At 66.9% G+C, this 19,155-nt stretch carries 20 protein-coding genes; 15 read left to right on the plus strand and 5 right to left on the minus strand.

What is annotated here, in order from left to right; translation table 11 throughout:
• Positions 1 to 14: 14 nt before the first annotated feature.
• The 5 genes from BR78_RS0106215 to BR78_RS0106240 all read left to right on the plus strand — a co-directional run bounded on the left by BR78_RS0106215 (position 15) and on the right by BR78_RS0106240 (position 3,901).
• A complete protein-coding gene (locus BR78_RS0106215) occupies positions 15 to 560 on the plus strand; it encodes a flagellar basal body-associated FliL family protein (RefSeq protein ID WP_025561022.1) in 546 nt (181 codons plus the stop codon).
• Positions 557 to 1,582: a flagellar motor switch protein FliM gene (fliM, locus tag BR78_RS0106220; RefSeq protein WP_025561020.1), complete on the plus strand. Its 1,026-nt coding sequence runs from the start codon at positions 557 to 559 to the stop codon at positions 1,580 to 1,582. Before BR78_RS0106215 ends, fliM begins: the two co-directional genes overlap by 4 nt.
• The gene (locus tag BR78_RS0106225) at positions 1,579 to 1,962 is read left to right on the plus strand and encodes a DUF6468 domain-containing protein (protein ID WP_025561019.1); all 384 of its coding nucleotides are present in this window, start codon (positions 1,579 to 1,581) and stop codon (positions 1,960 to 1,962) included. Before fliM ends, BR78_RS0106225 begins: the two co-directional genes overlap by 4 nt.
• Positions 1,962 to 2,525, plus strand: a complete 564-nt coding sequence (locus BR78_RS0106230) for a MotE family protein (protein ID WP_037565994.1) — start codon at positions 1,962 to 1,964, stop codon at positions 2,523 to 2,525. The genes BR78_RS0106225 and BR78_RS0106230 overlap by 1 nt, the downstream gene beginning before the upstream one ends.
• Before the next feature lie 542 nt (positions 2,526 to 3,067).
• Positions 3,068 to 3,901, plus strand: a complete 834-nt coding sequence (locus tag BR78_RS0106240) for a DUF6454 family protein (RefSeq protein ID WP_025561015.1) — start codon at positions 3,068 to 3,070, stop codon at positions 3,899 to 3,901.
• A 255-nt stretch (positions 3,902 to 4,156) separates the two neighbouring features.
• Here the strand turns inward: BR78_RS0106240 and BR78_RS0106245 are convergent, their stop codons facing one another.
• Complete coding sequence (locus BR78_RS0106245; protein ID WP_231478175.1) at positions 4,157 to 4,570, minus strand: hypothetical protein; 414 nt, start codon at positions 4,568 to 4,570, stop codon at positions 4,157 to 4,159.
• Positions 4,571 to 4,648: 78 nt separating this feature from the next.
• Here BR78_RS0106245 and BR78_RS0106250 point away from each other — a divergent pair, with 78 nt between their 5' ends.
• Both BR78_RS0106250 and BR78_RS0106255 read left to right on the plus strand, forming a co-directional pair.
• On the plus strand, positions 4,649 to 4,924 hold the full coding sequence (locus tag BR78_RS0106250) for a hypothetical protein (RefSeq protein ID WP_156022233.1): 276 nt from the start codon (positions 4,649 to 4,651) through the stop codon (positions 4,922 to 4,924).
• The gene (locus tag BR78_RS0106255) at positions 4,924 to 6,696 is read left to right on the plus strand and encodes a hypothetical protein (protein ID WP_029935691.1); all 1,773 of its coding nucleotides are present in this window, start codon (positions 4,924 to 4,926) and stop codon (positions 6,694 to 6,696) included. Before BR78_RS0106250 ends, BR78_RS0106255 begins: the two co-directional genes overlap by 1 nt.
• 71 nt (positions 6,697 to 6,767) lie before the next feature.
• On the opposite strand, the gene BR78_RS0106260 is transcribed toward BR78_RS0106255, so the two are convergent.
• From BR78_RS0106260 to BR78_RS0106275, 4 genes are all read right to left on the minus strand, one after another.
• Positions 6,768 to 7,676, minus strand: a complete 909-nt coding sequence (locus tag BR78_RS0106260; RefSeq protein ID WP_025561140.1) for a flagellin — start codon at positions 7,674 to 7,676, stop codon at positions 6,768 to 6,770.
• Positions 7,677 to 7,688: 12 nt separating this feature from the next.
• Positions 7,689 to 9,785 (minus strand): flagellar hook-associated protein FlgK, encoded by a 2,097-nt coding sequence (locus BR78_RS0106265; RefSeq protein WP_025561141.1) that lies wholly within the window; start codon positions 9,783 to 9,785, stop codon positions 7,689 to 7,691.
• A gap of 27 nt (positions 9,786 to 9,812) precedes the next feature.
• Positions 9,813 to 11,114, minus strand: a complete 1,302-nt coding sequence (locus tag BR78_RS0106270; protein ID WP_269320199.1) for a flagellar hook protein FlgE — start codon at positions 11,112 to 11,114, stop codon at positions 9,813 to 9,815.
• A gap of 196 nt (positions 11,115 to 11,310) precedes the next feature.
• Complete coding sequence (locus BR78_RS0106275; RefSeq protein WP_025561143.1) at positions 11,311 to 11,976, minus strand: O-methyltransferase; 666 nt, start codon at positions 11,974 to 11,976, stop codon at positions 11,311 to 11,313.
• A gap of 96 nt (positions 11,977 to 12,072) precedes the next feature.
• Between BR78_RS0106275 and BR78_RS0106280 the strand changes: the two genes are divergently transcribed.
• The 8 genes from BR78_RS0106280 (at position 12,073) to BR78_RS0106315 (ending at position 19,142) form a co-directional block, all read left to right on the plus strand.
• Positions 12,073 to 12,714 carry a TetR family transcriptional regulator gene (locus tag BR78_RS0106280; protein WP_029935693.1) on the plus strand — a complete coding sequence of 214 codons (642 nt, stop codon included), beginning with the start codon at positions 12,073 to 12,075 and terminating at the stop codon, positions 12,712 to 12,714.
• A gap of 100 nt (positions 12,715 to 12,814) precedes the next feature.
• On the plus strand, positions 12,815 to 13,207 hold the full coding sequence (locus tag BR78_RS0106285) for a flagellar biosynthesis repressor FlbT (RefSeq protein ID WP_029935696.1): 393 nt from the start codon (positions 12,815 to 12,817) through the stop codon (positions 13,205 to 13,207).
• A 12-nt stretch (positions 13,208 to 13,219) separates the two neighbouring features.
• Positions 13,220 to 14,575, plus strand: coding sequence for a flagellar protein export ATPase FliI (gene fliI, locus BR78_RS0106290; protein ID WP_029935698.1), 1,356 nt, complete (start codon positions 13,220 to 13,222; stop codon positions 14,573 to 14,575).
• Positions 14,572 to 15,000, plus strand: coding sequence for a hypothetical protein (locus BR78_RS0106295; protein ID WP_029935700.1), 429 nt, complete (start codon positions 14,572 to 14,574; stop codon positions 14,998 to 15,000). The genes fliI and BR78_RS0106295 overlap by 4 nt, the downstream gene beginning before the upstream one ends.
• A complete protein-coding gene (locus BR78_RS0106300) occupies positions 14,997 to 16,043 on the plus strand; it encodes a hypothetical protein (RefSeq protein WP_029935702.1) in 1,047 nt (348 codons plus the stop codon). Before BR78_RS0106295 ends, BR78_RS0106300 begins: the two co-directional genes overlap by 4 nt.
• Before the next feature lie 228 nt (positions 16,044 to 16,271).
• Positions 16,272 to 17,324, plus strand: a complete 1,053-nt coding sequence (locus tag BR78_RS0106305) for a sigma factor-like helix-turn-helix DNA-binding protein (RefSeq protein WP_029935704.1) — start codon at positions 16,272 to 16,274, stop codon at positions 17,322 to 17,324.
• Positions 17,325 to 17,388: 64 nt separating this feature from the next.
• Positions 17,389 to 17,901, plus strand: a complete 513-nt coding sequence (locus BR78_RS0106310; RefSeq protein ID WP_231478176.1) for a hypothetical protein — start codon at positions 17,389 to 17,391, stop codon at positions 17,899 to 17,901.
• A gap of 122 nt (positions 17,902 to 18,023) precedes the next feature.
• Positions 18,024 to 19,142 (plus strand): helix-turn-helix domain-containing protein, encoded by a 1,119-nt coding sequence (locus BR78_RS0106315; RefSeq protein ID WP_051683208.1) that lies wholly within the window; start codon positions 18,024 to 18,026, stop codon positions 19,140 to 19,142.
• Positions 19,143 to 19,155 lie beyond the last annotated feature (13 nt).

Raw genomic sequence — 19,155 nt, forward strand, 5'->3', positions numbered from 1 at the left:
AAGGTGCCAGGGAAATGTCGTCACCCGAGATCGTCGAGGAAGGTGCGGAGGCCGCGAAGCCTGCGGCGCCGAAGTCGAAGAAGAAGCTCATCATCATCGGCGCGGCCGCGGGCGTGCTGCTGCTCGGCGGCGGCGGTGGTGCGGCAATGATGCTGTCCGGCGGTTCGGCCAAGGCCGAGATCGCGGCCGAGGGCGGCCATGGAGAAGTCTCGAACGCCGCCGAAGGCGAGAGCGGCCATGGCGGCGAGGGCGCCGGCGAAGCCTTTGTCGACGTGCCGGCGATGGTGGTGAACCTGCGTTCGCCCGACGGCGCCTCGCGCTTCCTCAAGCTCCATTTCATGATCGTGCCGGGCGCCAAGGGCACTTCGGACGGCATCAAGGAGAAGCTCCCGCTGATCCTCGACGCGTATCAGCCCTTCCTGCGCGAACTGCGTCCGGAGGATCTCGCCGGCTCGGCCGCGGTCTTCCGCATCAAGGAAGAGATGCTGGTCCGTGCCACCGACGTGGCCGGCCCGGGCGTGGTCAAGGACATCCTCATTCAGGACCTGGTCCAGCAATGATCGATCTCGACGATTTCGACCTTCCCGAACCGCCCGTCGCAGCGCTGGGCGGCGACGGCGACGTTCGCTTCGACCAGTCCGACATCGACGCGCTGTTCGGCGATCTCGGCGGTCCCGTCGCGAAGAAGAAGGGTCTCCGCGCGGTCATCGAATCCGCAGTCATCAGCCACGAGCGTCTGCCGATGCTCGAAGTGGTCTGCGATCGCATGGTCCGCTCGTTCGCCAGCTCGATGCGCAGCCTCACTTCGGACGCGATCGACGTCAGCCTCGAGAACGTCACGTCGATCCGCTTCGGCGAGTTCATGAACCGCGTGATGCTCCCGGCGATGGTCGGCGTGTTCAAGGTCGAGGAATGGGAGAGCTTCGGCCTCGTCACGGTCGAATCCAGCCTGATCTATGCCGTGGTCGACGCGCTGCTCGGCGGACGCGGCGGCGGTGCGCCGACGCTGATCGACGGCCGCGCCTTCACCACGATCGAGACCGGCCTCGTCTCGCGTATGCTCGAATTCGCGCTCAAGGATTTCGCCACGGCGTTCGAGCCGATCGAGCCGATCAACATCAATCTCGAGCGTATCGAGAGCAATCCGCGCTTCGCCGCGATCGCCGGCACGTCGAACATCTGCGCGATCGCCACCTTCCGCGTCGACATGCTCGGCCGCGGTGGCGAGTTCACGATGGTGTTCCCCTATGCGACGCTCGAACCGGTCCGCCACAAACTCCTCCAGCGCTTCATGGGCGAGAAGAGCGGCCGCGACAGCATCTGGGAAGCGCACATGGCTTCCGAGATCCGCAAGACCAATGTCAGCGTCAATGTCGTGCTCGGCGAGAAGGCCATGCCGATCGCCGAATTGAAGGCGCTCGAGGTCGGCCAGACCATTGCGCTGCACAAGAGCCCCGACGACGCGCTCGATATCGCCTGCGGCGGCGTCACTCTCGCCCAGGCCCAGATCGGCCAGCGCCGCGGCAAGGTCGCCGTGCGCCTCGTCAACGACGTCTCCTCCCATGGAAAGATGAATTCATGAGCCTCGCCATTCTCGCCAATGCGCTGACGATGATCCTGTGCATGGCCGTCCTCGTGCAGAGCGTCCGGATGATGCGGAGCCTGCGCACCGTGAAGGACGGCGCGCTCACCGAAGTCGTCACTGCGCTCGAAAAGGCCACTGCCGGCGCCCGCTCGGTGCTTTCCGAGATGAAGTCGACGCTGGGCACCGATTGCGCGCAGCATGCCCGCCTCGTCGAACAGGCGCGTGACCTTCGCGACGAGCTTTCGGACATGATCGGCATCGCCGATGCCGCATGCGAGCGCGTCGTGAATGCGGTCGGCCTGGCCAATGCGGTGCGTTCGGCCGATGCGGCCGATGACGAAGACGCCGAAACCAAGCCCGAAGCCGAGCTCGCCTGATGGCCCGCCCGTCCCTCTTGCTGATGACCGCGGTCGCCTCGGCGCTCGCGGTGGTCGCCAACGCCTCGACGATCGCGTCGACCGCGACCCAGAGCAACGCACCCAAGACCCGGCTCGGCAACTCGATCGAGCAGGACCTGGCCCAGCGCGACGCCGATGCCGCGCGTCGCAAGCGCGGGCTGGACCTGCGCGAACAGGCGACCAAGGCGGCGCAGGCGCGTCTCCAGGCCGATCTCGAAGCGCGCCAGAAGGAAACCGAAGTCGCGGCCACGCCGGGCGCCACAGCCAACGGTGTCGCCGAACCCGCAGAGGCGCAGTTCGACGAGCTCGCCCGCATCTATCAGGCGATGAAGCCCAGGGCCGCCGCGGTGGTCTTCGAGCAGCTCGACATGGAGGTGCAGATGAAGGTCGCGCAGCGCATGCGCGAACGCTCGACCGCATTGGTCATGGCCGCGATGACGCCCAAGGGCGCCGCCGCGCTCAGCATGGCACTGGCCCGCAAATCGGCCCGCATGGCGGCGGCGGCCCCGCCCCCGCAGGGCGGACAGCGCGCGCGGAAGTAACCGTCATCCTATGAGAACGGAGCGGCCGGGGAGCGATCCCCGGCCTTTTCGCGTCTGGCAACGATGCGGAAGCGAATGCTCGCTACCGCCCCGTTGCGGACACTGCGCAAAGCGATATCATACAACTATGGCCGAGGCTTGGTTTCGAAAGTGGATGGTGTTCGGGTACGTCCCGATCCGCTGGCAAGGATGGGCTACTCTCACGGTAGCCGCAATCATCGCTCTTCCAAGCGGCATGCTCTCTTTCACAATGGCGGACAACTACCCGGTCGCAAGTTGGATTTGCGCAGCGCTTTTCGTCGGCGCTGTAGTCGTTCAGCACTCGATTGTGCTTTGGAAGCTGGAGCGCACGTACGGCAGCTAACCACCGCTTTTCGGAGAGACAGCTATCGCCGATCGCTGCTTTTCCGCCGCTTGATGACGGACGGCTCCTCGCGAAAGCGAAGAATATAGCCCTTCAGCCTCTCCCTCCGGGAGCGCAGCTTTTCTGACACACAAGTCTGCGATGGGGCCCGGACACGCAAGATCCAGGGGCAAGTCACATGATCCGCAAGACCATGCGATCCGGTTTGACCGCGCTTGTCCTGTTGTTGTCGTGCCTGTCGGTGGCCGCTGCTCCGGACCGGTTCGATGGTGCGATCGAACACGCACGCCTCGTGGGCGCCGTCCAACTCGAGGGCGAAATGTTCCATGTCCAGGGTCTCGAACTCGATGGCCGGCGGATCTGGGTGACCTCGGTCGATCAGAAGAACCGCAAGGGCTATATCCACGAGTTCGATCGGCGCACCGGCAAGCTCCTGCGGCGCCTGGAGCTGACGGACGGGGCGAAATATCATCCCGGCGGGATATCGATTTCCGGCGGTTCGATCTGGGTCCCGGTTGCGGAACTGAAGCCGAAGAGCAGCTCGGTGCTTGTCGAAATCGACGCGGACAGCCTGCAGGTACGCCGGAAAATTCACGTCGCGGACCACCTCGGATGTGTGGCGGCGTCGGGCCGCAATCTCGTGGCGGGCAATTGGGACAGCCAGTTGCTCTATATATTCGATCTGGCCGACACTGCCCGCGTGCGGGTCGTGCCGAACCCCTCCCCCACCCACTATCAGGACATGAAGTTCGTCGACGGGCAGCTTGTGGGGGGCGGATCCCTGACCTTGTGGAGCGGTGCCGTCGACTGGATCGACTGGCCCTCGATGAAGCTCAAGCGGACCTTGCGGGCCGGGGCGATCGGGCCCGTCAGGCCCTTGGGCCGCGGCGGGCCCTATACCGGCGAGGGAATGGCGATCGAGGGCCGCGAATTGTACGTCGTCCCGGAAGACGGCCCCAGCCGCCTGTTTCATTTCAGGCTCGATGATCGGGGCGAAGGCCGGCCGGCATGAACCCGCTGGCAATGTAGGATTTGTTCTGCTTCCGTTCGAAGCATGCCCGGACAGAAATATCTCTACCCACTGTCGTCACGCGAAGTTGACAGCCTGCGCCTCGCGCGAAGGGATCCGTCAACTTCGTCAACCGACAAATCGCCGGAAATGCCGGAAATCGGCGCAAATCCGCCATTCCTCAACCCAACCGGAAGGTTGGATTTCAGTCATGCCGTCATGTTTGCCAACCGAAGGGTTGGCTATCCCGAGAGGCGGTCAGCTCCGGCTGGCGGCGATCTCGACGATCAGCGCGCGCGAGACGCCGGGTTCGACGGCCCTGAGCGCGGCGTTCAGATCATGATCGAGGCGCCCCGCATCGACTGCGCGCATCCCCGAAGCGTTGAGCCGGGCGAATTCGAGCGCGGCGGCGACGGTCGCCTCGCGCAATTTGGGCATCCCGGCGACCGCCCGGGACAGCGCCTCGACACTGGACGCCTCGATGACGAGTTTTAGGCGCATGTTGCCGGCGATGCGATCGGCCTCGATGATCGGCACGACCACTTCCTCCATCGGCAGGAGGTTGACCCCGCCGGCGACGGTGCCGACGCTATTGCCGGACGCCTGGGCCCCGCCGCCCGGAAAGGGCACCAGCGCCGTCGTCAGCGCAAGCGCGGCCACGGATCTACGCACGTCAAAACTCCTCGGTCGGACGGCCGGGTGCGCGCCCACGCCTCTATAATAGAATGAAATGAGCAAGAAGGTGTCACAGTGAGCCACGATCAACGCCCGGGAAGGATGCGCGTCGTCCAGGATCCGGCCGGAGTCCAACGCCGCCGCGGCGATGCGACGACGATCGAGGCCGATCCTGATTCCTTCGAAGTCGTCGGGGGTGCCGGCGTCGCGGCGAGTGCCGCGAATGCCGCGATCGACGCCACGGTCGTTCGGAAAGATGGACTTCCGCTGCTTCCGGCCGGGCTGTTCCTGCTCGCCTGCCTGGCCGGCGGCGTGCTCGTCGGCGTCGTCCGACCGCTCGGGCTCGGCTGATGCGCACTGCGCTCATCGCCTTGCTCGCCGGCGCCACCACCGTCACCCCGCACGCGGCCGGTACCGATGCCGCGACCGCCGCGGCGTCACGCCCGGGAACCGGCGCCGCGACCTGGATATTGCCGCCCTTCGCCGCCGAGCTCGCGCAGGCGCCGATGATCACCGGCGCTTCGGGCTGGCACGGCGAGACCGGCGAAGCCGGCTGGGCATCGCTCGCCGCCTCGCGCCCCGAAAACCGCCAGATGCGCCGCTGGACCTATGCGCTCGGCCTGATCGGTGAAGGCCGCGGCGCCGAGGCGCTCGGCGTGCTCGACGTGATGCAGGCGGGCGACCGCGATCTCGGTCTCGTCGCGCCCTATCTCCTCGCCCGCGGGGTCGCATTGACCTTGGTCGAGCGTGACGAGGAGGCGATTTCCGCACTCTCCGCCGAAGAGCTCGCGGGCAATCCCGAGGCCTGTGCCTGGCGGCTGCGCGCCTTCGCGCATGCCGGCGCCGCCGAGGATGCGATCCGCCAGGTCAATTGCGCGCTGCCCGCGATCAACGGCCGCAGCCCCGAAGCGCGCGCGCCCTTCGTACTCGCCGCCGCCGGCGCCGCGATCAATGCCGGCCAGCCCAGGCCTGCGCTCGCTTGGCTCAAGCTGTTCGGCGATCGGAATCCCGATGCCAATGTCCTGCGCGGCCGCGCCCTCGTCGCTACCGGGGATCCGCAGGGCGGTCGTCTCCGCCTCGAACGCGCCGCACGCAACGGCGACGCCGCGATCCGCGCCCAGGCGAAGCTCGGCATGATCGAGGCGGGGCTCGCCACGCACAGCCTCGCCCCCGCCACCGCGATGAATCAGCTCGAGGCGCTGCGCTTCGGCTGGCGCGGCGGCGCCGTCGAGCAGCGCGCGCTCGAGATCGAGCTCCGTCTCGCCACCGAGGCGCACGACCTGCGCGGCCAGCTCCGCTCCGGTGCCGCGCTGATCCGCTATTTCAGGCTCGGCAAGAAAGCCGCGCCGATGCTCGCCGAGCTTCAGGCGGCACTGGGTGCGGCGCTCGCGCCGGACAGCAGCGTGTCGCTGGCCGAGGCCGCCGGCCTCTATTGGGATTTCCGCGAGCTCGCCCCCGCGGGCGGCGAGGGCGATGCGCTCGTTCTTCGCCTCGCCGGCCGCCTGCAGGACGCTGGCCTCTATGCCCGTGCCGCGGAGTTGCTCCAATATCAGCTCACCCAGCGTGCGCAGGACGTGGCGCAGGGTCCGCTCTCGGTGAAGGTCGCAACGCTCCACATCCTCGCCGGTCGGCCCGACCGCGCCCTCGATGCGATCCGCACCACCGAGCAGGCCAGCTATTCGGACGCGATGCGGTACGATCGCAAGCGTGTCGAGGCCGTCGCGCTCCACCGTCTCGGCAAGATCGACGCGGCGATGGCCGCGCTCGATGGCCTGCCCGACGCACGCGCGATCCGCGCCGAAATACGCTGGCAGGCAAAGGACTGGAACAGCTTCGTCGGCGAGAACGCCCTTCCCGCTCCCAAGGGCCTGAGCGAGCCCGCCCAGGCCGCAGTGCTCCGTCAGGCCGTCGCGCTGGCAATGCTCGGCCGCGAGGACCAGCTCGAGGCACTCCGCGCGCGCTATGCCGCGGCGTTCAAGACCCTGTCCGCCGGCCAGGCGTTTGACGTGCTGACCCGGAAAGTCGGCAGCATCGATCCCGCCGCGATCGGCGCGGCGATGACCGCGATCCCGCAGGCGAGCCCCGCCGGTACCATCGGCGACCTGCTCGACGCGACGTCGTGAAGCAGGTCGGACAAGAAAAGGGCCAGCTGCGCGAGCAGCTGGCCCTTTTCTTTTGCCGGAACCGCGCCGGCTCAGCGGATATAGCTGACCAGGCTGAGGTCGGAGAGCTGCGAGAATACCGAATAGCTCGCCTGCAACATCGTCTTCTGCTGCGCGAGGTCCATCGCCACCTGGCCCAGATCCGCGTCCTCGTTGGTCTCGATCACGCCCTGGAGCAGCAGCGAGCGCTCATCGCCGCGCGTGGCGAGCGTCTCGACCTGGTTCTGCTTGCGGCCATTGTCCGCGTTGACCACCCGCAGGCTGTCGATCCCGGTGCCGAGCTCGTTCACCGCCTGCTTGAGTGCGGCGAGCTGCGCGGTGGTCGGCTTGGCGCCGATCGTCCCCGCCTGGGCGAGCGTCTGGAATGCCGTATACAGATCCTTGCCCACTGCGCTGGCGGTGATGCCATAGGTCACGTCGACTCCGTCGGCGACGCGCGCGCTGGAGCGGACACCATCGTCCTTGAAGGCATCGGCCGCGCTGGTCGTTGCCACATCGGCAAGCGTGTCGGGCGTGAACGGCTTGCCCTCGGTCTGCGATCCGGCGAACAGCGGCGCGCCGCCCTCGCTACCGTTCAGCGAGGTGCGATACTGGCTGAACGCGGTCTCGATCGCCTCCTGCAGGCCGGCGGCGTCGCCGGTGCCGATCGCGTTGAGGATGTCGGTCTTGAGATCGCCTACGGCCTTCTCCATGCTTTCGAGGTGCCCCTGATAGATCGACAGCGTCGTGCCGACGCGCTTCGACACCGTCGATTGGGCATCCTGGCGCGCGAGCAGGCTGTGCGCCGAGAGATTGCGCACGGTCTCGGTGCCGAGATCGGCGAAGTCCGCCGCCTTCTTGCCGGTCGAGAGGCGTTGCTGGGTGGTCGCCAGCGCTTCCTGCGAACGCTGGATCGCGCTCGACATGGTGCGCTGGAGCGGGATGGTGGCTACGCGAGTCATAAGGGGCTCCGATCAGACCATGTTGAGCAGGGTGTCGTACATCTCCGACGCAGTGGAGATCACGCGGGCGGCGGCGGAATAGCTGTTCTGCAATATCACCATCTGCGCCAGCTCCTCGTCGATGTTGACGCCAGAGAAGCTGTCGCGGCGGTTGACGGCGTCGTCGCGCCGCGCGGCCGCGTCGAGCAGATTGTCGTTGGCCTGGCTCGCCTCGAGGCCGGCGCGGCCGAGCAAGAGGCTCGAGAAGCGCTCGATCGTGGTCTTGCCGTCCTTGCCGAGGTCGAGCGTGCTGGCGAGCTTGTCCACGAACGCCGTCGCGCCGCGGGTGTCGCCAGCGCCGAGCGCCTTGGCGCCGACCACCGCATTTTCCTGAAAGCGCGCAAGCGGCAGCTTGCCCGGGCTGGCGAGCACTTCGGGACGCACCTGCGCATTTTCGAGGCCGCTGGACGCGCCGGTCAGGCCGAGCATCGCGGTAAAGCCGCGCCCGGTGCCGAAGCGATCGGTCGAATCCGAGGGGATCGAGAGCGTCGCCCCCGACAGCGCGCCGGTGGGCTCGAAGCGCATACGCCCGCGATCGTCGAGGCTGAAGTCGCCAAAATCACCCAGCGGGCTCGCATTGAGCTCGCTCACAAGATCGCCGACGGGCCCGCCGGTAGCCGGGCTCAGCGTATAGCTGGTCAGCGCGCGGCCGGTGGCGTCACGAAGCACGATCTGGGCAGTCTCGCCCGTGGCGAAGCCATGCGCGTCGCCCGCCGCGAGCCCCGAAGGCACCAGCGAACTCGAATCGCTGCGAACCATGTCGTTGAGCCCGAAATATTGCGATACGCCGACACCGGCGCGTGCGCTCGGATTGGCTTCGTTCTGCGCGACGACGACGCCGTTGCCGGCACCGTTCGCCTTGATGCTCAATTTGCCGTCGGTGAAGCTGGCAGTGGCGCCGCCGCCGAGGCCGGCGTTGATCGCAGTGACCATGTCGTCGATCGTCGCGTTGGCGGGCATCGCGCTAAAGTCGATGCTGGTCTTGGCGACCAGAGTGCCGTCGGCCTTGGTCACTGCGAAGGTCGCGGCGCCGGTGAAGCCCAGCCGGTCGCTGCCGACCAGGCCGGTCTGGCGGCCGTCGAGGCTCGCGGGCGGCGGCACGGTGCTGCCGGCGTTGGAAACCGCGTTGAGCGCCTCGGAAAGCCCCGAGAAGAGCACACCCATCTGTTCGGAAAAGGCCGGAAGCGCGCGATCACGCAGATCGAGGAGTCCGCCGAGCTTGCCGCCGACCGCCGCGGAATCGAGCTTCTCGCCCGTCGCCGCGCCCATCGCGCCACTATCCTCGGCGAAGCGGATCTCGATGTTGGGATAAGTGGGCTGCGAAGCGCTGGCTCCGCCATTGGCATAGGAAAGCTGGCGCAGCTTTTTGTCGAGCAGCACCGCCCCGTTCGCGGTCTCGATCGTGACCCGGCCGTCAGGCTGATCACGCACATTGACCGAGATCAGGCCGCTGAGCTCCTCGATGGCGCTCATCCGCTGGTCGGCGGCACCGCCGATATTCTTGCCGAGCCCGGTCGCCGACGCGACCGTGCCGTTGAGCTCGTGGATGCGCTTGAGCAGGCTGTTGATTTTGTCGACCGAATAGCCGACTTCGGATTCCACGTCGCCGCGCAATCCATCCACATCGGTCTGGAGCTGCTGCATCGAATCGATCGCGTCCTGCACGTCGGACGTGAAGACCGCGACGGTCTGGGCCGAAGATTGCGAGCCCGTCATTGCCACCGCCGAAGCAGTGACTGCGTCGAGCCGCGCCGGCAGGCCCGAAGGCGCGCCCGGCTGGCCGAGCAGCGACTGGAGCCGATCGAGATAGCCCGCAGCGACGTCCGCCCGACCATAATCGCCCGCGCGGCGATAGACATTGGCTTCGAGGAAGCGGTCGGCGACGCGGCTGGGCTCGCCCACCGTGACGCCGCTGACCTGACCCGAGACCACGCCGGTGGTGAGGTTGACGCGCTCGCGCGCGTAACCCGACACGCCGACATTGGCGATGTTGTTCGAAACCGAGCGGAGTCCGGCCTGGGCTGCTGCCAGGCCGGAAACCGCGGATCCGAGGATGTGATTGAGCGACATCGCCTGTTGTTCTCGGATATTGGAGGATTAACGCTTCAGGTCGCTCACTTCGCGCAGCATGTCGTCGACCGTGGTGATGATCTTCGACGACGCGCTATATGCCCGCTGGAAACGGATCATGTTGGTGAACTCGCCCGCCAGATCGACGGTCGAGGCTTCCAGCGAGTTGGAAGCGATCGCGCCTGCCCCGAGCTCGCCCGGTGCATTGAGCGTCATGCCGCCCGAGGCGCGGCTGATCGTATAGGCGTTACCCGACACGCGCGTGAGGCCGTCCGGATTCTGGAAAGTCGCGATCGGCAGCTGGAACACCGAGCGGGTCGAACCGTCCGAGAAGATCGCGTTGACGATGCCCTTCTTGTCGATCTCGACCGAGGAGAGATTGCCGAGCATGCCGCCGTCGACGTTGGACGAGATCAGCGAGCTCTCGCCGCCGGACTGGGTGATCCCGTCGATGCCGTCGTCGCTGCCGATCGCGAGCGTGATCGGAACCGAACCGGCATTGTTGGTCCAGGTGACGTTGAGCGGGTTGAACAGTGCCGCGGTCGAACCCGTGCGATCGAGGCTGCCGTCGCCGTTGAACTTGATCGTGCCGCTGGCGAGCACGCCGCCCGGTGCGGTCACATCGCTGGCCGGGTTCGAATAGACTTCGCTCTGCCAAGTGTTCGGGCCGGTCTTGATGAAGCCCATCGTCACGCGGTGCGTGCCGCCCTGCGCGTCCGACACGTCGAACGAGCGGGAGAATTGCGGCGTGACGGTGCCCGAGGCCATGTCACCGGCGGTATAGGCGCCGGCATAGTTCGCGGTGGTCGACTGCAGGTTCATGCGCGCCTGGATGCGCGTGGTCGGCGAAGCGGTGCCGACCAGGTCGCTCACGCGCACCGGCTCGAGCGCCTCAACGCTGCCGGTGTTGGTGTAGTCGCCCGTGGCGTCGAGGCGCCAGCCATAGAGATAGAGGCCGGCCGGGTTGCGGAGATAGCCTTCCTCGTCGGGGCGGAACGCGCCGGCCCGGGTATAGGCGATATCGCTGCTCGCATCCGAGGTGGCGCGGGTCACGAAGAAGCCGCCGCCGTCGATCGCAAGATCGGTGCTGCTGCCCGAAGCCTGGAGCAGGCCCTGCTTGGAAACCATCGATACCGGCGCCGCGGCGACGCCGCCCGCCGAATAGTTGCTCTTGGCGCGGCCGTCGGTGACCATGGTGCGGAACTGGGCTTCGACGCCCTTGTAACCGACGGTGTTGATGTTGGTGATGTTGTCGGCGACGGTCGCCATTGCGCTCGCTTGAGCGCTGAGGCCGGACACGCCGGCATAGAGAGCGGAATAGAGGCTCAATGTATCACTCCTGACGACGCCCACGGATCGATCGCGCAGGCCACAGGTGCTTTGTAGGAAGGAATTCTCGGGGGTCGGCTTCCGGGCGGGAGAAATTGCACCACCGACACGAAAGACCATCCCTGTCCGATTGCGCGGTTCCTTCTCCCCCTCCCGTCGAAAAGGGAGAAGGAACCGCCCTATTCACCACAGTGGATCAGCCCAGCCGGATCGACAGCTCGACCTCGTCGCTGAATGGCATCGACATATAGCCGTTGGCGATGTTGCCGACGCGCTCCAGATATTCGGGGCAATGATCGGCATTGTCGGCGATCAATATGGTGCCGGGCCGCAGGCGGTCTTCCAATCGGTCGAGGATGTCCGAATAGAGTGCCTTGGCGCCGTCGAGGAGGACGAGGTCGATCGTCTCGGGAAGATCGGTTGCCAACGTTTCCAGCGCATCGCCTTCACGGAATTCGACAAGGTCCGCCAGTCCGGCCCGGGTGAGGTTGTCCCTCGCGCGAAGCAGCTTGGCCGGTTCGAATTCGCTGGTGATCAGCCGGCCGCCGCCATTGTCGCGCAATGCCGCGGCAAGATGTAGCGTCGATAGACCGAAGGACGTGCCGAATTCAACGATCGACGTCGCGCGGATCGCCCGCGAGAGCATGTAGAGCAGGCCTCCCACTTCGCGCGAAACCGGCAGCGCGAAATCGGCGAGCGCGGCATAGAAGTCGCGATACTCGGTCTTGCTGCGCATCAGCCGGCGATGATCTTCGCCGGTTATGCCCGCAAAAGCCGGGCTGGCTGCGGGCGGGTTGGCGTCTGCCTCGGCGAACAGGCGCGCGAGCAGGGGCGCCACGGGGGCACTCGAAAGCGTGGTCATGCAGATTTCTCCAGTGGCGAGCGAGAAGATGCTTGCCGGCCGTCAAAATACGACTAGTTCGTCAGCTTTCGCTATTCGCATTGCCAGGAGGCTTTGATGACCACATCGAGCGGCACGCGTATCGCCTCGCGGAAAACCCCGAAGCAGGCCCGCTCGAACCAGCTGGTCGAGGCCGTGCTCGACGCCGCTGTTCAGGTTCTGATGCGGGAAGGCGCACAGCGTTTCACCACTGCGCGAGTCGCCGAGCGCGCCGGCGTTAGCGTGGGTTCGCTTTACCAATATTTTCCCAACAAGGCGGCGATCCTGTTCCGCCTGCAGAGCGACGAGTGGCAGCGCACCGGTACCTTGCTGCGGAACATTCTGGAGGATCGGGCCACGCCACCCCTCGCCCGGGTACGCCGTCTCGTTCACGCCTTTATCCGGTCCGAATGCGAGGAAGCGGCGATCCGCATCGCGCTGAGCGATGCGGCGCCGCTGTATCGCGACGCGCCCGAGGCGATCGAAGCCAAAGCGGAAAATGCGCAGATCTTCCGGACATTCTTGCGCGAGGCGCTACCCGGCGTACCCGATGCCCCGCGAGAGCTCGCCGGGGAGCTGGTCAAGACGACGCTCAGCGAAGTCGGCAGCCGTTTCTCGGAGATTCCGCGCACCGACGCGGAGATCGCAGACTGGTCCAAGGCATTGGCCGACATGCTCTGCGCGTATCTCGAGAGGCTGGCCGCCCCGGCGGCGTCCTGAGGACGTGTCGCCGCCGACTGGGCAAAATTTGCCGGGTCGCACCGCTTACCCGGCGCATCCGTCCTATAAGAAGAACAAACGCACTCGAAAGGTTTGTTCCATGCTCCGCATCACGCTTCGCGACGGCGAGAAGGCGATCGTCAACGGCGCCGTGCTCCGCGCGGTCGGCCGCACCCAGATCGCAGTCGAGAACCAGGTGTCGATCCTGCGCGGCCGCGAAGTCATGCAGCCCGAAGAAGCCACCACGCCAGCGCGCCAGCTCTATTTCGCGGCGATGCTCGCTTATATCGATCCGGCCAACCGCGCCCAGCACCAGGACACTGTCGTCGCCCTGATCGGCGGCCTCGTCGCCACGCTGCCTTCTCCCGAGGCGCGCGCCGCCTGTCTCTCCTTCGCGCACGACATGGCGACCGGCGATTATTACAAGGCCCTCACCGCCGCGCGCGAACTGATCGGCTTCGAGGCCGTCGCCACCGAAGCCCAGGCCGCGTAAGGACCGCGACCGGTGCAAACTCTGGCCAGCGCAGCCCGCGCGATCCGCAATATGGTCCCCGATCGCCGCTTCGGCAGCGTCGTCGCGGTCCGTGGCGCGCTGATCGAAGTGGAAGGGCTCGCTGGCGTCGCGCAGATCGGCAGCCGCGTCGAGATCCAGGGCGCGAACGGCAAGGTCGAAGCCGAAGTCACTGCGCTCGACCGCAACGTCGCGCTCTGTCTTCCCTTCGTCGATCCGCAGGGCGTAGGCCTCGGCTCACGCGCCGAGCTCGCCGCCGGCCAATTCAGCATCCGTCCCTCATCCGCATGGCTCGGCCGCATGATCGACGGCCTCGGCCGCCCGGTCGACGGCCTCGGTGCGCTTCCAAACGGCGCCGATCCCCAGCCGATCAAATCCGCACCTCCCGCCGCCGCTAATCGCGCGCGCGTAGGCCACCGGATCGAGACCGGCGTGCGCACGCTCGACCTGTTCGCGCCACTCTGCGTCGGCCAGCGGCTCGGCCTGTTCGCCGGCTCGGGCGTCGGCAAGTCCGTCCTTCTCTCGATGCTCGCGCGCTGGACGCAGTGCGACGTCGCAGTGATCGGGCTGATCGGCGAGCGCGGTCGCGAGGTTCAGGAATTCATCGAAGACGATCTGGGGCCCGAAGGCATGGCCCGCTCGGTCGTCGTCGTCGCCACTTCGGACGAGCCCGCCCTCATGCGCCGCCAAGCCGCATGGACCACGCTCGCCGTGGCCGAGCACTTCCGCGATCAAGGCCTCAACGTGCTGTGCCTGATGGATTCGGTCACGCGGTTCGCGATGGCGCAGCGCGAGATCGGCCTCGCCTCGGGCGAGCCGCCCGCGACCAAGGGCTATACTCCCACGGTTTTCGCCGAGCTCCCTCGCCTGCTCGAGCGCGCCGGCCCCGGCGAACCCGGCAAGGGCATGATCACCGGGCTGTTCACTGTCCTCGTCGACGGCGACGACCATAACGAGCCTGTCGCAGACGCCGTCCGCGGTATCCTAGACGGCCATATCGTGATGCGCCGGGCGATCGCCGAGCGCGGCCGCTATCCCGCGATCGACGTGCTCAAGTCGGTGTCACGCACCCTGCCGCATTGTATGAACGACGAACAGAATGCGACGCGCCTCGCCGCCCGGAAATTGCTGTCGACCTATGCCGACATGGAAGAAATGGTCCGGCTCGGCGCGTACAAGGCCGGATCGTCCGAAGAAGTCGACCGTGCAGTGGCGCTCGCGCCGCTGATCGAGGCGCTCATCAACCAGGGCAAGCACGACCGGGGCAATTCCGACGGCGATTTCGCCGTGCTCGCCGAGATCGTCGGCGCCGACGCCGCTGCCGCCGAACCCCTCGGAGTCGCCGCATGACTCCGTTCGACACTGCGCTCCGCGTCCAGCGCCGCGAAGTCGATGCCGTCAAGGTGTCGATCAGCGTCGAAGTCGAGCGCATCACCACGCTCGAGACCCAGACGCGCACGCACGATGCGCGGATGCTTCAGGAGCGCGCGCTTGCGAATTCGCTCCCGATCGCCAGCGACGCCTGGACTGCACGGATGAAGGCCGAGCGCGCCCTGCTCGACGAGGCCGCCTATCTCGCCCAGGCCCGGCTCGAACGCCTGCGCGCGCAGGCCGTCGAGGCCTATGGCACGATGCGCGCGATCGAAGGCGCCGCGGAGCGCTATGAGGACGATGCCGAGCGCACGGTCGCGCTCGCCGAGCAGGCCGCCAGCGACGATATCTCCGCCGCGCGCTTCCTGCGCGCCCGCGCCATCACCAGGCGACGCTCCGCATGATCGCGCGCGCCGAACTCGCCAATCTCACCCCCGCCAAGCGCGCACAGGTGATCTATGCCGAAGCGCAGTCGCAGCTCTCGTCACGTTTGTGGCGCGCCGCACTCGGCGACGGCGACAGCAAGGACAATCGCGACACCTCGCCCTTCTCGCCCAACAACATGAAGATGGATTCGCTGCTGGGCCTGCTTGGCGGCCGCGAAGATGTGGCCGGCGCGCAGGGGCAGTGCGCCTGCCATTGCGCGTGCAGTTGCCACCAGCAGGCCGCCGGCAGCGCGAACGACGCGAAGGCCGCTCCGCGCATCGGCACTACCGGCGCGGGCACGATCGATCCCGATGAACCGCGCAGCTACGCTCCCGTAAACCCCGCGTCGGGCTCCGCCGGCGCCAGCACGAGCGGCGATCTCAAGCTCGGGGCCAATGCGCGCTATGCCGCCACCTTCGCCCATGCCGAGGCGCGGACCGGCATTCCGGCGTCGGCGCTCGCCGCGATCGTCGACGCCGAGGCCGCCAAGACCAGCGACGGCAGCTGGAACACCCATTCGCGCAACCCGCGCTCGAGCGCCGCGGGCCTCGGTCAGTTCCTCAGCGGCACGTGGCAGGAACTGGCGCAGACCGAAGGCACCTGGCTCAACAAATATGCCGCCGAACGCGGCTGGCTCGACGGTCGCGGCCGCCTGCAGACCGGCAATCGCGCCGAGTTGCTCGCGCTCCGCTACGATCCGCAGGCGTCGATCCTCGGCGTCGCCGATCTCGCCAAATGCAACCTCGACCGGCTCGAAAAGGGCGGCGTCCGCGTCCGCACCGATGCCGAGACGCTCGCCAAGGCCGCCTATCTCGGCCACCATCTCGGCCTCGGCGATGCCAGGAGGTTCCTGAGCGGCGGCATCGATTCCGCGCGCGCGCGGATGTTGCTCTCGGCCCAGATCGGCGCCTCGGCCGCCGAGCAGCGCATCGCCAGTACGGGCGACGCCACGCAGGCGCACCGCCAGTGGCTGCTGGGGTTCATCGACCGCAGAATTCGCCCCGAAGCCTTCGCTTCGTAAAAACCATCCTATAAATATTTGACAGACTGGCCGCCCCGGCGCGTGGTGGTAAATTAGCCGTAAACCACTGCGAGGCGCGGATTTCCGAGGTTTTTTTTCGAGCCTCCGGAAGACCTCAACTGCGTATTTATACATATAGGACTGGTTTCCATCCGTTAAAGGATTGTCGCCATTTCTGTCCCTGTCGAAAGGCGGCCTCACGGCGGCTCACGAAACAGGGGATTGCAAATGTCGAAAATCACGATCGCGCTCGAAGCCGCCGTCGCCACCGTCATCGAAAACACGCCCGCCGACGGCAACCGCACCAGCCGTCAGCGCGTTTATGTCGATCGTGCCTTCGCCCAGATCCTCAAGCTGATCGCCCCGCGCATCCGTCACTTCATCCGCCAGTACGGCCTGGTCGCCCATTGGGACGATGCCGAGCAGTGCTGCGCCATCGCCGTGCACCGCGCGATCGAGGCCTATGACCCCGCCAAGGCGCAGTTCACCACCTTCGTGAACTGGCAGATCCGCGGCGAGCTCCAGAGCCTGCGCTTCCGCCTGATGACCGACCAGCGCCCTTCGGCGAAGAAGGTCGAGGCGACCACGGTTTCGCTCAACGCACTCGCCACCGGCGCCGATGGCGAGGAAATGTCGCCCGAGACGCTGATCGAGGACGAGGACGCCCTCGCCCGCACCGAAGCCGCCGCTTCGGACTATCTGTCTGAAGGTGCGATCGCTTCGCTGGTCGACGCCTATGTCGATCATCTGCGGAAAGTCGGCATCGAAGCGCTCCGCCGCCGTCCCCGCCCGAAGCGGGAAGAGGCTGCGCTGCGCCGCGAAGGTCCGCGCTTCCGTACCGCCACCCACGGTATCGATCCCGCCGAACTCGAGAAGCTCGAAGCCAAGCTGGCCCGCGATCGCGAGATCGTCGAGCGTCGCGTGTTCCAGGCCTCGACTCTCGACGATCTGTCGCTCGAGACCGGCGTCACCAAGGAGCGCGTCCGTCAGATCACCAAGCGCGCCGCCAAGACGATCGCCGAGATCGCTTCCGCCGATCCACGCTTCGCAGTGATGGCCGAATATGGCCGCGCGGCGCCGACCCGGCGTCGCCAGCCTGCACAGGCCGCCGCGACGCTGCTTCCCGATGCGCAGCAGCCGCACAACCGCCTCTCCAGCGTTCGCGCCATCCAGCCGGCCGAGCTCGGCGTCGCCCTCGCCGCTCCGGCCGAGAGCCTGGAGCGCGTCGAAGCGATCGCCCTCGCGCTCGCTGCGATCCCGGCGAACGCACTGCTGCACTAATTGCATCTGGCAACCCACGCATCCGCAATCTTCCTATAATGCAGGTAGAAACAGGAGGGGCCCGATGTACGGCGAGATCGAAACCAGCGAAGGCGTCCAGGGCTGGGCGATGATGCCCCGTCCCAATCGCCGCCTGACCGCGCTTGCCCGCGAAGTGGCGCGCCGCGCGCTGCCGCTGCTTCCTGAAGGCGCCGGCCTGTTCATGGGCCTCGAGATCGACGCCGCCGGCGCGCTTCGGCTGATTTGGTGGCGGTCGGAGGATTTCGGCGTGGTCGCCCAGATCAATGCCACGCCCGAGGCCTTCTGTCCCGAGGATACCGAGGAAGGCGCGCTGCAGGAAGCCGCCGCCGAACTGCTCGAATATCTCGCCGGTCGCTGGCCCGCCCCGCCCTCCGGCTATGGCGTGATCACCGACGGCGTCGGCGTCGCATTCGCCCCCGATCATCCGGCTCCCTCGGCCTCGGGCTGGCTGCTTCGCCAGGCGACCGCGGAAGCGCCGCTGCTGGCGATCGTCGCGCTCGATCCCATGGGCCCCTGCACGCTTCTGGCACGGCGCCCGGAGCGCTCGCTCCATTAAAGCGATACATATATGCAAGTATAAGGACGCACATTCTATTCGGGATGAGGTGTTAACCTTGCATTATCCTAAATACGCTTCAGAGTGCGCCCCAAAGTAAAAACGTCCCGTGGGGGGATCACATGACGGCGGTTAAAGGCAACGGAAAGCAGAGCGGAGGCGTCGATACGTCGGTCCGTGAAGTGCCCGTGGACCTTTATCGCTGCTTCGTCTTCCCCAATCGCATCCGCGAGCAGCGCCGTGCCGCCGGTCATGCAAAGCTGCTTCGCCTCGCAACCCGGATTCCCGAAATACCGTATATTCGTCTGTCGAAGATTGAGCGCGGCGAAGTCGTGCCGCGTGCCGACGAACTCCGTCGCATCGCCACGGCGCTTCAGATCGGGCCCGCCGATCTGCTGCTCGATGTCGATGCCCCGGATTACGACATCGCCACTTGGGCGCAGCCCTTCATCGACGGCCCGCCGGCCGATCTGGAAGAAGAACGTTTCGCCGTCCTGCTCGGCGCGGGGCTGCGCGCGCGGCGCGCCGGCGATCCCGCGCTCACCATCGCGGCGATCGAGCGCGATTACGGCCTGCCCCCGGTCAATCTGTCGCGCATCGAGAATGCGCAGAAGACCTTCGATCGCTGGAATCCCGCCACACGCAATGTATTGTTCCGGCTCTTCGACGTGGCCGACGAAACCGAATTGCGCGCGCACATCGCCGCGTTGCACGCGGCCGGTACGCTCGACGGTCCGATCGGCGCCATCCCCAACGCCGCTGTCCGGCACGAACGGAGCCGGGCGCGGATCGCCGACATCGCCGCCGCGCTCGAGGCACCGGACGCAGTCCCGGTGCCCAGCGTCGCGCCGGCCTCGATCGCGGGCGGCACCATGTCGGTCCGCCTCATCCCGGTCTTCGGTGCGCCGCTGCCGCATGGCCTCGTCGCCGATGTCACCACTCCCGAAAAGGCCGAGGCGCCACACGCCGCCGGCCCGAACGCCTTCGGCCTCAAGGTCTGTCGCGCCACCCTGGGAAGCGGGCTTCCCGGCCAGGCGGTGGTGATCGTCGATCCCGATCGCCTCCCCTCTCCCGGCGGCCTCGCCGCGCTGCGCGAAGATGGCGGCTGGCGATTGCTGTCTGTCGGGTCGGACCGCGATGGACGGATGATGGGCTATAGCAGCAACCCCGAGATGGAGATCGTGCTCGACGATTGCCCGCCCGATCGGCTCGCCGCCCTGGTCGGCGCGATCTTCCCTTAAGCGCGCCCCGCCC

It is taken from the genome of Sphingomonas sp. UNC305MFCol5.2, assembly GCF_000712135.1.
GTDB lineage: Bacteria > Pseudomonadota > Alphaproteobacteria > Sphingomonadales > Sphingomonadaceae > Sphingomonas.

What these genes read in the sequence shown, in the direction of transcription:
- BR78_RS0106215 (WP_025561022.1), top strand. Translation starts at nt 15, where the DNA reads ATGTCGTCACCCGAGATCGTCGAGGAAGGTGCGGAGGCCGCGAAGCCT.
- fliM (WP_025561020.1), top strand. Translation starts at nt 557, where the DNA reads ATGATCGATCTCGACGATTTCGACCTTCCCGAACCGCCCGTCGCAGCG.
- BR78_RS0106225 (WP_025561019.1), top strand. Translation starts at nt 1,579, where the DNA reads ATGAGCCTCGCCATTCTCGCCAATGCGCTGACGATGATCCTGTGCATG.
- BR78_RS0106230 (WP_037565994.1), top strand. Translation starts at nt 1,962, where the DNA reads ATGGCCCGCCCGTCCCTCTTGCTGATGACCGCGGTCGCCTCGGCGCTC.
- BR78_RS0106240 (WP_025561015.1), top strand. Translation starts at nt 3,068, where the DNA reads ATGATCCGCAAGACCATGCGATCCGGTTTGACCGCGCTTGTCCTGTTG.
- BR78_RS0106255 (WP_029935691.1), top strand. Translation starts at nt 4,924, where the DNA reads ATGCGCACTGCGCTCATCGCCTTGCTCGCCGGCGCCACCACCGTCACC.
- BR78_RS0106260 (WP_025561140.1), bottom strand. Translation starts at nt 7,676, where the DNA reads ATGACTCGCGTAGCCACCATCCCGCTCCAGCGCACCATGTCGAGCGCG.
- BR78_RS0106265 (WP_025561141.1), bottom strand. Translation starts at nt 9,785, where the DNA reads ATGTCGCTCAATCACATCCTCGGATCCGCGGTTTCCGGCCTGGCAGCA.
- BR78_RS0106275 (WP_025561143.1), bottom strand. Translation starts at nt 11,976, where the DNA reads ATGACCACGCTTTCGAGTGCCCCCGTGGCGCCCCTGCTCGCGCGCCTG.
- BR78_RS0106280 (WP_029935693.1), top strand. Translation starts at nt 12,073, where the DNA reads ATGACCACATCGAGCGGCACGCGTATCGCCTCGCGGAAAACCCCGAAG.
- BR78_RS0106285 (WP_029935696.1), top strand. Translation starts at nt 12,815, where the DNA reads ATGCTCCGCATCACGCTTCGCGACGGCGAGAAGGCGATCGTCAACGGC.
- BR78_RS0106295 (WP_029935700.1), top strand. Translation starts at nt 14,572, where the DNA reads ATGACTCCGTTCGACACTGCGCTCCGCGTCCAGCGCCGCGAAGTCGAT.
- BR78_RS0106300 (WP_029935702.1), top strand. Translation starts at nt 14,997, where the DNA reads ATGATCGCGCGCGCCGAACTCGCCAATCTCACCCCCGCCAAGCGCGCA.
- BR78_RS0106305 (WP_029935704.1), top strand. Translation starts at nt 16,272, where the DNA reads ATGTCGAAAATCACGATCGCGCTCGAAGCCGCCGTCGCCACCGTCATC.
- BR78_RS0106310 (WP_231478176.1), top strand. Translation starts at nt 17,389, where the DNA reads ATGTACGGCGAGATCGAAACCAGCGAAGGCGTCCAGGGCTGGGCGATG.
- BR78_RS0106315 (WP_051683208.1), top strand. Translation starts at nt 18,024, where the DNA reads ATGACGGCGGTTAAAGGCAACGGAAAGCAGAGCGGAGGCGTCGATACG.